10 protein-coding genes and 1 pseudogene are annotated in these 12,525 nt (G+C 70.3%); 1 reads left to right on the plus strand and 10 read right to left on the minus strand.

Translation table 11 applies throughout. From position 1 onward, the window contains the following. Positions 1 to 265: 265 nt before the first annotated feature. From ACFY2Q_RS29240 to ACFY2Q_RS29285, 10 genes and pseudogenes are all read right to left on the minus strand, one after another. A complete protein-coding gene (locus tag ACFY2Q_RS29240) occupies positions 266 to 2,134 on the minus strand; it encodes a TOMM precursor leader peptide-binding protein (RefSeq protein ID WP_387135845.1) in 1,869 nt (622 codons plus the stop codon). A 23-nt stretch (positions 2,135 to 2,157) separates the two neighbouring features. Next, the gene (locus tag ACFY2Q_RS29245) at positions 2,158 to 4,005 is read right to left on the minus strand and encodes a TOMM precursor leader peptide-binding protein (RefSeq protein ID WP_387135847.1); all 1,848 of its coding nucleotides are present in this window, start codon (positions 4,003 to 4,005) and stop codon (positions 2,158 to 2,160) included. After that, positions 4,002 to 4,910 (minus strand): TauD/TfdA family dioxygenase, encoded by a 909-nt coding sequence (locus ACFY2Q_RS29250; RefSeq protein WP_387135849.1) that lies wholly within the window; start codon positions 4,908 to 4,910, stop codon positions 4,002 to 4,004. The genes ACFY2Q_RS29245 and ACFY2Q_RS29250 overlap by 4 nt, the downstream gene beginning before the upstream one ends. Positions 4,911 to 4,920: 10 nt before the next feature. Then, positions 4,921 to 6,477 (minus strand): hypothetical protein, encoded by a 1,557-nt coding sequence (locus ACFY2Q_RS29255; protein ID WP_387135851.1) that lies wholly within the window; start codon positions 6,475 to 6,477, stop codon positions 4,921 to 4,923. Position 6,478: 1 nt separating this feature from the next. Continuing rightward, entirely contained in the window at positions 6,479 to 7,276 is a 798-nt protein-coding gene (locus ACFY2Q_RS29260; RefSeq protein ID WP_387135853.1) for an ABC transporter permease, read from the minus strand. Position 7,277: 1 nt separating this feature from the next. Beyond that, positions 7,278 to 8,069, minus strand: a complete 792-nt coding sequence (locus ACFY2Q_RS29265; RefSeq protein WP_387135855.1) for an ABC transporter permease — start codon at positions 8,067 to 8,069, stop codon at positions 7,278 to 7,280. Continuing rightward, positions 8,066 to 9,085, minus strand: coding sequence for an ATP-binding cassette domain-containing protein (locus ACFY2Q_RS29270; RefSeq protein WP_387135857.1), 1,020 nt, complete (start codon positions 9,083 to 9,085; stop codon positions 8,066 to 8,068). The genes ACFY2Q_RS29265 and ACFY2Q_RS29270 overlap by 4 nt, the downstream gene beginning before the upstream one ends. Further along, positions 9,082 to 10,470 carry a glycosyltransferase family 2 protein gene (locus tag ACFY2Q_RS29275; RefSeq protein WP_387135859.1) on the minus strand — a complete coding sequence of 463 codons (1,389 nt, stop codon included), beginning with the start codon at positions 10,468 to 10,470 and terminating at the stop codon, positions 9,082 to 9,084. Before ACFY2Q_RS29275 ends, ACFY2Q_RS29270 begins: the two co-directional genes overlap by 4 nt. A 103-nt stretch (positions 10,471 to 10,573) precedes the next feature. Further along, positions 10,574 to 10,780, minus strand: coding sequence for a hypothetical protein (locus ACFY2Q_RS29280; protein ID WP_387135861.1), 207 nt, complete (start codon positions 10,778 to 10,780; stop codon positions 10,574 to 10,576). 694 nt (positions 10,781 to 11,474) lie between these two features. Further along, a pseudogene (locus ACFY2Q_RS29285) lies at positions 11,475 to 11,600 on the minus strand (SDR family oxidoreductase); the annotation flags it as partial. A 34-nt stretch (positions 11,601 to 11,634) separates the two neighbouring features. Here ACFY2Q_RS29285 and ACFY2Q_RS29290 point away from each other — a divergent pair. Next, positions 11,635 to 12,465, plus strand: coding sequence for a S8 family serine peptidase (locus ACFY2Q_RS29290; RefSeq protein ID WP_387135863.1), 831 nt, complete (start codon positions 11,635 to 11,637; stop codon positions 12,463 to 12,465). Positions 12,466 to 12,525: the final 60 nt, after the last annotated feature.

Genomic DNA, 12,525 nt, shown 5'->3' on the forward strand with positions numbered 1-12,525 from the left:
GCACCGAGAACGCGGACGCGGCGGGTGGCGTGTTCGATAACCGCAAGGACGTAGAGCCGGGCGCCGGTCAGGGTGGTGGTTTCGAAGAAGTCGGCCCTCCGGGTCAAGCTGATCATATGGACTCACGGCGGCGCTCCCCAGGGACACACGGCGATGCCCTGAATCCAACCGCACGGACCGGATCCGGGTGACGCGACCCGCCAGTCGTCAACCCTGAGCCCGGCGACCTGGCCCGCCGCCGGTGGCCCCAAGCCGAGGCCGCACGTCAGAGGAACGGATGAGGGTGCGGATTGAGGTCATCGACGTGCAGTGGCTCGGTGCGGTGACCGAGGCGCACCGGGAGGTTTAGCAGGCGCTCTCGGTCGCCGAGGCGGCGGTTGTCGTGACCGAAGGCCATCGGGATGGTGCCCGGAATGACGACCTTGACGGCGTGCAGGTTGGCGGCGCGGTGCTCGGCGGCGCTCTGGTCCACGACGACGACGTCGGTGCCGCCGCTCAGGTACCGCTCGACGGTGTGCCGCAGGTCGTCGAGCTGGTCTACTCCGGGTTGGTGCCGCTGTGCTGGTGGGAACGCCTCCGCCATGGTGGCGATCTCGCCGTCGTGGTCGAGAAAGGCGAAGCGTGGCCATGCTCTCGGTGCCGCCGCGGCGAAGGCGTGATCGTCGATCTTGACGATTGCGTCGCCATGGTCGACCAGGCGGTCCGCGCGCCGCGGGTCGAACTGCAGCCGAATGCGCTCCGCCTCGCCAGCCAGTTCCACCAGTGCGGAGCGCAGCGCACGTTCCGGGTCGAGGTGGGCCCCGGAGGCGGAGAACACCTTCGGCTCCGCAGGCCGGTCACGCTCGTCGACGAGCATGAGCCAGAGAGAAGGTACGCCTTCGGGCATGGTGATGTCGAAGGCGCGCACCCGGCTGCCGGTACTGCGTTCCAGCCAGGCCAGCAGCAGGCGGGTATGCGCACTGGCGGTGCTGTGCGGATTCACCCGCCGGGCGGGTCGCCGGGTCAGCCAGGTGGCCAGTGCCGCGTCCCGCTCGGCGATCTCGAAGATGCCGTGCAGGATCGCCTCCTCCAGGGTGCCGCCGATCGCGCAGCCGTTCGAGCATTCCAACCCGCCGAAGGTGGCATGTGCACCGAAGTAGGCGACGAACTCGGGGACCAGAACCGGCTCGTCACGGCGGAACGAGTACGCGTACACCCATTCCATCGGCACCTCCGGGTCATAGCGCTGCCCCGCGGGCGCGGTGGTCGACAGGCCCAGGGTGTCCGGGTCGACGGCCCGCTCGGTGCCCAACTCTCGGAAGGACGCGTGCACGGAGGTGCGTCGGGCGCGTGCCCGCATGCCCCCGAGACGGTCCAGAGTCTCCGCAATGGACACCGCGACGCTGTCCGGCAGGTTGAGGGTCCGCGCGTATCCGGTGCAGTCCGTGCAGCACACAGGTCCGCTCAACGCCTCGGTGACCACCATCGGGCCGTGGTGACGGACGGCAAGGGAGGCGATCACCCCTGTCTTCGCGTCGACCAGAGTCCGGGTCAGCTCAGCGTGTTCGTCACCCAGCCGGCGAATCCGGTAGTGGTCCGGCTCCGCCTTCGGTCGTGGCCCCAGCGGCAGCATCGCCGCCTGCGGGGTGTCCGGGGGAAGGTCGCCGCATTCGGGGCAGCACGGGTCCGGCAGGAACGGGTGCCGGCTGATCTCCGCCGTCGTGGTCGACACGTCCAGCACCGCGCCGGCGGTCCGGGCGGTGCTGCCGACGGCCAGCCGCCGTACCTCGTCGGTCAGCAGTGCCGTCACCACGTCCCGCACCGGAGCGCCCACCACCGGCGGCGCCGCCGGACCGGTGTCCTGGGCAGCCGCGCGCTGGTGCGGTTTCAGCACCACCTGGTTTCGGTCTTCCCGGGTCGCCACGCATCGGCCGCATCCGACGGTGCCTGGAACCAGCAGCGGACCGATCCTGACCCGGAGCCGGTCGGCCGCCACCGTCAGCGAGATGCCAGCGCCGGGAGGCTTCGCCGACCCGTCCTCCTGCCGCACCGGCACGTCCACCGCCGACCGCACCGCTTCGACGAGCAGGTCGTCGCCGACCACCCGCACCTCGGTCAACACCGCCGACAGCTCAGCCGCGGAGAGCTCAGCCACCGGGGGCCCAGCCGCAGGGGGCGTCATGCCGGCATCACTGACGCGATTGCCACAAAGGGCAGAGCCGACCGTACGGCGGGGCCGCCGTCGAGCCGCCGCAGGCTGATCCGGGGCCCTTCGCCGATGTCCGCGTTCCGCAGCCGTGCGAGGTGCCCGTCCCAGTCGACGGTCGCCCCAGGCTCGACACCGACGTCGCAGCCGGCCGGCGAGAGCCCGGCCAGGTGCGCGAGAGCGGCCTGCACCGCGGCGGTCAGCGCACTGTCGACGTCGACTGAGCAGGCACGGGCCAGCCAGAGGCCACCGCCGCCCACGAAGACGGTCGGCGTGGCGGTACCGGTGTGCCAGGCGTACAGCTCCGTGCCGAGGATTGCCGCGTCCTCCACCAGCGGGAGGGTCGCCGCCGGCCAGGCGGACGGGTCCAGCCACGCTCCCGGGGAGCCTGGTTCCGCGTCGCTGTCCGGCCCGGACGGCGGTATCGAGCCGCCGTACGCATGGTGCAGCCGAAGGATGGCCCGGACCTGCGCCTCCGGCCAGGTGAAGCCGCCGGCGACACCGCAGCGGGTGACCGGCGCGACGGTGGAGTCGACGGCGGCGGCGATTGTCTCCAGGCCCACGGTGGCGGCCCTGCGTAGGGCTTCGGACCGGCTGGTTCCCACCACGGTCAGCGTCTGCGGTCCTTTCCCGGCTGCCGTCGGATCGGCGAAGCTGACGTCGACCACGTTCACCGGCAACTGGGTGTGCTCGCCGGTGCCGAGGCGCAGAATCGGGCCGAGCCGCTCGTCCACCAGCGTGGCGACCGCCGTGGAGAAGGTCTCGGCGTCCACGGGCGGTACGTCAGCCGTGGCGGTGCCGGCGCCGCACGGCGCGCATCGAGGGTGGGCCGCCACGGCGTGCTCACTCGTCACCGCCGTCTCCAGGTCGATACGGGTGACCACCCTGCCTGCGTCCTCCGCACCGATCGCCTGCCGGAAGTAGGCGAAGGCCAGCTTGGTGCCGACCAGGGCGGACAGCGGCGCGGACAGGTACGGTTCGAACGACTCCGGATCGTCGGCCTCCAACGCCGCGCGGAGGTGGCTGTCCTCGACCGCCGTCCCCCGAAGGTTCCACCAGAGGCACTCCCAGCAGGCGCCCTCACCCGTCGGGCCAAGCCAGGCGTCGCCGGTGAGCGGCATCGCGTGCAGTACCGGTATCCCGGCCGTCCGTCCGGCACGGGCCAGTACGCGGGCGCGGGCCGGCATCCGCCGGTCGCTGCAATGCAGCACGGCGTCGTATCCGGAGAGCAGGTCCCGGGCCTGGTCGGCGTCGTCCAGGCGGCCCGTCACATCCACCGTGGTCAGGCCGCGCTCCGGGTCCTCGGCCCGGCACCGGTCGAGGATCCGCTGGTACGTCTCGTTGCCGTCGGGGACCTCCGCCGTGGACGCCAGCGCCGGTGCCCGCAGACCCAACTTGAACAGCGACTGCAGCAGGGCCGCCATCGTCGCACCCGCGCCGATCAGCAGCACCCGGCTGTTCCGGAATGCCTCGAACCTGCCGACGGAGGCGTTGGCCACGTGCTCGGCGAAGGCGATCTCCTCCTGGTAGCGGGCCAACTCGGAGGAGGAGAGGCCGTGCGGAGGGTCGGCGTCGACGTCACGGGCCAGCTTCCGTTGCAGTAACTCGGTGACCAGGTTCGTGACGGCCTGACGGTGCGCCTCGGGCAGGGCGGCCGTCAGTTCGGCGAGGGTCCGCTCACCGGTGAGGTGCGCGGCGATGCGGTCCACCAGGGCAAACGCGGACCGCCCGGTGATGTGCACCGTGCCGGTCGCGGCCTCCAGGTAAACACCGTCGTCGACGGCGACGTACGTGCAGTCGTCGCGCAGCTTCGGTCTCATCGGATCGCTTCTCCCACCGCTGGCATCGGCATCCACGCCTGCCGTAGATGTCCCATCCGGACCAGGACGTTCCTGGCCGGGTCGTCGAAGGCCTGTCGGCCGTGCATGAATCTGGTGTTGTCCACGAGGACGGTGTCGCCCGCGCGCCACGGCACGGCCACCGTCAGCCGGTCCGCGACGTGCCGCAGCGCCCGCAGCACGTCCCCGGGGAACGGGGCACCGTCGGCCAGCCGCACCCGCAGCCGCCCCTCGACGTAGTCCCCAGCCTCCGGGTCGGTGACGAACAGCGAGGTGCAGAAGGCCGGCATGCCGCCGAACAGGGTCGGCGGGGCGCACAGGGTGCCGAAGGCGACAGTCATGACGTCGCCCTCGAAGGTGGCGTCGATCGTCTGCCACGGCAGCAGATGGGCGGACCAGTCACGGATGGACCGGATCGCTGCCGTACGGTCGCTCGTTCCGGCCAGCACCGGCCAGTGCTCCGGCCCGACCGGGGTCTCCCAGACGATCTCCAGCCGTTCCAACCGGGTGCGTAGCGCGGGCTCCAAGGCGGCCAGGACCGCCACCCCGTCGCAGAGCGTCGTCAGGCCGTGCGCCGCCGCTGGCCGTACACAGTGGAATGTCAGTAGGTCCGGAGCGCCCGGCAGGTACGAGGCCTCCCGGTGCAGCGGCAGCCCTGCGGTGCCGCGGGTCACCGTGGTGGTGGTGGGGTCGCCCGGGACGACGTCGCGCTCCGCCGTGAGCCGGTATTCGTGTCGCAGCGGCTCCATCAGGGCGTCGCCGAGGGCGTGGAAGGTCTCCCGTGGCGCGGCTGCGCCACGGACCAGCACCGCGCCGTGTGCGGCGAGCTCGCCCAGTACCGCCTCGGGTGTGTGGTCCACGGGTGCCGGGATCGGTCTACCGTTCATGCCTGTGCTCCTACCGTTGTGAGGGTGTGGGGTCGTCGAGCACCGGCATCGACAGCAGGCCCGGGCACGGGCCGGGCGCACCGATGTGTACCTGCACCAGGGTGGTGTGCTGCGGGGGCAGGTCGAGCAGGCCGCGCACCTCGTCGGGCAGGAAGCTGAGGATCGGCCGGGTCGCGGCCCCGACCGCCGCGCCGGCGAGACAGGCCTTCTGCACGACAGTCCCGGCGAGCATCAGCAGCAGGCGGTAGGACCAGGGCGCCAGACGGTCCGGAACCGCATCGGGCCCGGCCACGACATAGATCGTGGCACCGGCAGAGATCATCCGGCCGGCGACGTTGCCGGTCGCGCGGGTCATCGCTCCGGCCGATCGGTTGCCGCCGGTGGCGATCAGCGTGTGCGCGACCGGGTCGTACCGGTATCCGCCCCCGGGCAGGCCCGCAACCGTGTTGACCGCGCACCAGAGTGTGGGGCGCAGACCGGTGGGGACGGCATCCGTCGCCAGGTCGGTGCCGGCGTGCGCGAGCACGCCGGCGAGTTGCTCCACCGTCAGTCCCGGCCGCATGCTCGGGGCGGCCCGGCGGCGAGACAGTGCCGCGATGAGGTCCGGTGGGGGCGGCGCCGGCAGCCGTACGGTCCGGCCCGGCTGCGGCCCGGCGGTGCCGGGATCGGCGGCCGTGCGCTTGCCGCGCAGCGGGTCGGAGCGGCAGGCGGCGTGCAGCGCAAGAGCGCTTGGATGCACGGAAGGCACCGTCCGGCGGTCCACTTCCAGCCCTCGCTCGGTCAGCCCCGGTGCGAGCTCGCCCAGCGGTTCGACCGCCGGCACCGCCGGTCCCTGCAACTCCACGACCGCATAGCCACTCTCCACGCTGCCGTCGATTCCGAGCAGGTCCTCGACCGCTGTGCCGTCGAACGAGAAGTGCACACGTGCGGCCGGCAGGACGGTCAGTGCCTGCGCGGTCAGCACGCCGAGGTCCATGGCGGTGATCTGGTAGCTGAAGGTGGTGTACTTGCTGGTGTTCTTCCACGGTCGACAGGTCAGCACCAGGGCGTTCGGCTGCCGCAGGTCGTCATCGAGCGCCGCGGCCAGGCGTGGCGCGGGGGCGCCGGGGCGCAGCAACTCCAGCGCGTGGTGCACCTGGTCGTAGTGGTACACCCCGGCGGGCAGGTCCGGCGAGCCGTTCCAGGCCAGGTACACCTCACCGGGATAGAACGCACCACCGGATGGGGCGCTGCGGCGCAGCGCGTTACTGCCACCCGCGTAGCGTGCGCTGCCACTGACCTCGCCCGGCCGGCCGATGATGACCGAGATGGCGGTCGGCGACAGGTGCTCCACCCGGGTCGGCGCGAACGCCAGCAGCCAACGGCTCAACCGGCCGAGGTCACCCCCGGGCGGTTCGGGCGCACCGGGACCGGGCCAGTGCAGCGGTGTGCGGTGTGCGGTGTGATAGCGCTTGGTCGGCGGTGGATCGCCCGGCGACGTGATCGTCTCCCGGGCGGCTACCGCCTGCTCGTACCGCCCGACCAACGAGACCTCTGCCCATTGTGCGGTCGACGCGAGATGAGTCATCTCAGCTCCCTGAACTCTCGTAACGGCGTAGTCCCCGACGGAAGTAGGCCCAGGCGCCGAGGGCACAGCCCGCCGCGACAACCGGCGTGAACGCCCCGATCGTCCCGGACACGCCCTTGCCCAGCAGGTTCGCGACCGGGAAGTACCCCACGAAGGCGAGCGGGACGATGGTCAGCACGGCCCGTACGCCGAAGCTGTACACCGTGATCGGATAACGGGCGAGATCGCCGAGCGTGTGAATGGTCGCGGCCGACGAACTGGACGGGCTGAGCAGCCAGAACGCGGTGCTGTTGCTGGCCAGGTTGATGGCCACTTTGACCACGACGCCACTGCCCAGCAGGAGCAGCGCCCAGCCGACCGAGATCGGATCCCAGTCCACCTCGATCCGGGGCGCCGCCGCCACGAGCAGCCCGATCCCCAGCACCGCGCCGCCCAGGCCGTTCGGGCCGAGCGTGGCACCCATCACCTGGAGCACCACGGGATAGGGGCGTACCAGCAGGTAGTCGAGGACACCGAGATTCACGAACGCGGCGAGGTGCCAGGAACCCTCGAAGAACAGCGAACCGATGCCCTCGGCGAGCACCACCATGGCGTACACACACATGACCTCCCACCGTGTCCAGCCGCCCAGCGTGGGCACCTGGGTGAAGACGACGAGGAGGAAGACGACGCCCGCGACCTGGGTCAGCACGGTCGCCAGGACCAGTAGGAGCGCGTCGGTGCGGTACTCCAGCACGGCCCGCAGGTAGGCGCCGAGCATGCGCAGGTAGACCCGGGTCAGGATGGCAGCTTCGCGCACGTCAACCCCCGTGGACCACGAGACGGCGCAGGGCGGCCCGGAACACCATGCGGGCGCCGGCCCAGAGCACGAGCGCCCAGAAGAGCTGCCACAGAATCAGCCGGACGGCGGCGGCGCCGTCGACCCGGCCGAGGTAGAGCAGTGCCGGGGTGGAGACGATCCCGGCGAACGGTGACACCTGGCACAGCCAACGCAGCGCTTCCGGGTACAGCGCGATCGGCACCAGCGCCCCGGAGAGGATGTTGGTGACGGCGACCCGCGTCAGGCTCACACCCTGGTAGTTCTCGGTCCAGAAGGACGCCAGCCCGGTCAGGTAGACCAGCCCGAACTTGAGCGGCACGACAGCGAGCAGGCTCACCATGAACAGCACCGCCGGGACGCCGGAGGGCACCGGGATCCCACCGAAGGCGAGCACCAGCACGGCACCCATCACGGCCACCGAGAGGATCTCGGCCAGCAGGTAGCCGAGTGCCTCCGCGAACCGCGCCAGCTGATAGTCCACCGGCTTGACCAGGTCGAGGGCGACCGCGCCACTGAGCACCCGGTCGGCCAGCAAGGAGTCGGTGAAGCCGGACAGCACCGTGCCGGTGGCGAAGGCGACCAGCAGGTAGGCCTTCATCTCTTCCCAGGTGAAGCCGCTCGGGTTGCCCTCACCGTCAACCAGCACCACTCGCCAGACCGCGAGCAGGGCCACGGTCTGCACCGCGACGCCGACCAACTGCAGCAGGAAGTTTCCGCGGTAGACCAGCACGGTGGACCAGGCCACGCGGGCCACCGCCCGATAGGCCCTCATCCCGGCATCGGGACGCCGGCGCCGCTCGCGGCCCCGGCGTAGATCCGGCGGATGATGTCGTCGATGGACGGCTCGTCGATGTGTACGTCGGCAACCGTCGCGTGTCCCGCCACGGCGGACAGGACGTCTCCGGCGCCGTAGGCGAAACGGTCGAAGCGTACCGACAGACGACGGTTCCCCTCGTCCATGGCGGACCAGGTGCCGGGCAGCGCGGCGGAGAGGTCGATGCCGGGGCTCTCGGCGGTGAGCAGGAGGTGCATCGTGCGGTCGCGAGCCAGTTCGGCCTTGATCGCGGTCAGCGAGCCGTCGTGGATGACCCGGCCCTGGTCGATGATGACGATCCGTTCGCAGACCTCCTCGATGTCCCCGAGGTCGTGCGTGGTGAGCATCAGCGTGGTGCCGTTGTCGGTCAGGTCGCGCAGGAATCCGCGTACCGCGTCACGGGCGGTGATATCCAGCCCGATGGTCGGTTCGTCCAGGTAGAGGACCCGAGGACTGTGCAGGAGTACCGCGGCCAGGTCGGCCCGCATCCGCTGGCCCAGGGACAGCTTGCGGGCCACCACCGGGAGTAGATTGCCCAGGTCGAGGACCTGCTCCAACTCGTGCAGCCGGTGCTCGTACTGCCGGTGCGGGATCCGGTAGATGTCGCGCAGCAGGCCGAGCGAGTCGCGGACCGGCAAGTCCCACCACAGTTGGCTGCGCTGGCCGAACAGCACCCCGACGTTGTTGGCATTTGCATGGCGGTCACGGTGCGGAACGAGCCCGCAGACCCGTACCTCGCCAGCGGTCGGTTCGATGATTCCGGTGAGGAGCTTGACCGTGGTGGATTTACCCGCGCCGTTGGGCCCTACGTAGGCGACCGCCTCACCCGCCTCGACCGTCAGGTCGATGCCGGCCACGGCGGTGTGTTCGTGGTAGCGGGGGCGGATCAGGTGCCGGAGCGAGCCGGTGAAGCCGGGGGCCTTGTCCGCCATCCGGAACACCTTGCGGATGCCGCGGGCCTCGATGACGCTCACGCGCCCGCCGCCGGCGTCGGCGGTGTGTCGGCGGCGTAGTGGCGCAGATGCAGCGCCCACATCCCGCCGGGCTCTTCCGTCTCCAGCACCGTGACGGTGAAGCTGTGCCGCAAGGCGCGTGCCAGGTACCGCACCTGCTCCGGGCCTGGCGGCGGACCGGCGGACAGGTGCGCGTCGGTGCCGACCAGGTAGATCTCCGCGCCCAGGCGGGCCGACGTGGCGAGAAAGGAACACAGCTCCTGCCAGTGCAGGTATCGCCAGAAGTTGACGCTGATGATGGCATCCAGGCTGTCCGGTGGGATGGGTGGCTCGATCCCGACCAGGTGGAAGTTGCGGTCGGTCAGGGGGGCGCCGTAGTCGAATGTGACCGCGTCGTCGGGCAGGGGCAGCTCAGCGGTTCCGGTGCCGACCCACAGTGTCCGAGCGTCGGCCAGCCGGTCGCCGAGCCACCGCCAGGCGGGTGCGACCCGGCAAGCTCCCGACGCCACGCAGTCCGCGATCGCCGCCCGGTACCGGGCGAGGAGTTCGGCCGAGTAGACCGGGTCGATCATCCCGACGAACTCCCAGTCGATCCGGGTCGAGTACTTGGCCCCGATCACCGCCTGGTTCCCGCTGTACTCCTGGATATTTTGGGACATGTCGCGGTAGTGCGGCAGGTGGTACACCAACGCGCTGGAGTCGAACCGGAAGACCCGATTCTCCGGACCGAGGTGCTGGTCGATTCGGTAGAACATCTCGATGTCCTCCCACCCCCAGCGGGTGCCGAAGCTCTCATCGAACCCACCGACCGCGGTCACCGCGGGACGAGGTGCGGACACGTTGTGCCCGTACGCGAACAGCCACATCGCGTCCCGCCAGTGCTCTTGCGTCGGCATGCCGTTGGGGAAACGCAGATCGCCCCCGTCGTCGGCGCGCAGGTCGGCAGCGGGCGTGATCGGGCCCCCGGCGAGCACCGCGTCGAGGTGCCGCCGGCCGAGCTCGTTGCGGCGGCCGATCAGCACGCGCGGACCGTCCGCCGACGAGTGGAAGGTGACGTGCCGTTCGAGCAGGTCCGCATCGGCGTAGGAATCGCTGTCGAGGAACAGGATCGTAGCCGCGGTGGCGTGCCGGATGCCCTCGTTGCGCGCCGCGGAGCGGCCGCGCCGGGTCGGCAGCTCGATGATCCGTAGCCGGAGGGCCTTGCCGTGCTCGGCCACGGCGGCGTATTCCTCCGCACCCTCGGGGCCGCCGTCACGCACCACGATGACCTCGAAACGATCCACCGGGAGCGACTGCCTGCTCAGGGACCGCAAGGTGAGCTCCAGGCTCGGCGCATCCCTGAACGTCGGTATGATGACACTCAGCGATGGCGCGGATGCCGTCCGGTGTGCCTCCAGGGCCGACATGTGCGATTCCTTCTGGGTTGGGTGGGGAGGGTCCGACGCCGGTCGATGCCGACGCCGGACCCGCCGACGATTGGTTACCGCCGGTCCTTACCGGTGATGACGGTCAGTGGCCCAGGGAGAAGCTGCCACCGACCGGCTTGCAGAACCCCGTCGTGCCGCCCTGGCTGCCGCAGTTCCGGCCGCTGGTCGGGCCGTCGGTGACGGACATCGCGGGGCTGATGGCGAGCGACTCCATCCCCGACGTGCCGTTGCCGTATTCCAGGTCGTCGACGTTCAGCTCGGACAGGTCAAGCGATTCGGACGAACCCATGTTGCCTCCTGGTCAATGGCCTTTGTGTCGTGCGGGATCGCACGACCAGGAGACTATCCACCCCGAGCGATGCGTTACATCAAGAGTGGTCGATCTTGCGCAAATCTTGAGTCGTCAGTCACCGCTGCTTGGATGCGGACCGTTCACGGTCGCTCGATTGCTTGATCGCCCCTGGTGGACTGCCGCGAGCAGAACGCTGACCACGTCGTTCGACAGGTTCTGTCAAATGAACGGCCCTGCCTCAGGTCAACAGGGCGCGCCAGTAGAACCAGGACTGCTTGCCGCGACCTCGGCGACGGTGGTGACCGGGGTGAAGCAGAACGCGGCCAGAACGACAGCGACGGGAAACACGGCCGGCGTCGTGCAGGTACGCATGGACTGGCCCCGTAGCGAACCAGTCGTGGTCGAGGCCTCTGACGATCGGACAATCACACTTGCAGGTGCGCTGACCGAGCACTCGATGACCTTCATAAGCACCTTCATCTGCCCTCGAACCGCGTTGGAGTTGCGAGCGACGACGGAGTGGCCGGATGAGCGGGGGTGACGACCCCCAGGCGGTACGCTCATGCCGCTGACCGGGCGCCACGCCCAGTAAGGTTGGACGCGCCGGCTCAACGTCCGGTCGTCCCGAGAAGCGGTTGCCGATCACCGGTGGCTGAGCACTACGACGGCGGCCGGATTGCGTCAGGGCGAGTCACGCGGAGAATGGGCCGCGCACCGTGACGCCTCCGTCGACGACAATGCTTTGCCCGGCCACGTAGGACGAAAGCGGTGAGGCCAAGTAGACGGCAGCCGCAGCGACATCGTTGGGAAGCCGCAACGTCGTAGCTAGTCGACGAGGTTCGGGGAGTGCCGTGCGTACGGGTAAGGGTCGCCGATGGGTGCTGAAGTTCGCCGTCGCCGTGTCGATAGTCGGCGTGGTGGTCGGGTCCGGGGTGGTGGGCGTGCCAGCTCCAGCGTCGGCGGCCGACACGGTACGCGGCCTGCAGTGGTATCTCGACGCGTTGCAGATCCCGCAGGCCCACGAGATCACCAAGGGGCGTGGGGTGACGATCGCTGTCATCGACAGCGGCGTCGATGCGACGCATCCGGCGCTTGCCGGCCAACTGGCCGGGCGCCCGGGTGCTGCTCCGGCGGGGTCTCCGCTGGGCTGGGTCGACCGGGACAAGGAGGCGGGGCACGGCACGTCGATGGCTGGCCTGATCGTCGGGCGGGGTGGCGACCGGAATCGGCAGCTCGGGATCGCGCCGGAGGCGAAGGTCCTGCCGATCGCGCTGAGCGGCAGCGACGGCAACGGCTACGACGGTGAGGTGGCACGGGACATCCGTTGGGCCGCCGATGCCGGAGCCGACGTGATCAGCCTGTCCATCGGCTTCGAGCAGCCCGCCAGCATCCGGATCGTCGAGGCGGTCCAGTACGCCCTGAGCAAGAACGTCGTGCTTGTCGCGGCGGCCGGCGCGGGCGGTCGGACGGTCGACTCCCCGGCCAACACACCCGGCGTGATTGCGGTCAATGCGACAACCAGATCGGGAGGCCTCGCCCGCGCCTCGGTCGCCGGCCCTGAGGTGGTTCTCGCAGCCCCGGGCGACGACATCATCGCTCCTGTGCCGACGGTGGTGCAGGACAACGGTTACGCGGTTGCCTCGGGCACTAGTGCGGCGTCCATGAACGTTCACCGGGTCTGAGTCGTCAGGCGGCGTTGGTGCGGGGTCGGCCCCAGCGGTGTTGGCGTTCGCTGCGGACGC

This window comes from Micromonospora sp. NPDC000316 (assembly GCF_042898885.1).
Classification (GTDB): domain Bacteria; phylum Actinomycetota; class Actinomycetes; order Mycobacteriales; family Micromonosporaceae; genus Micromonospora.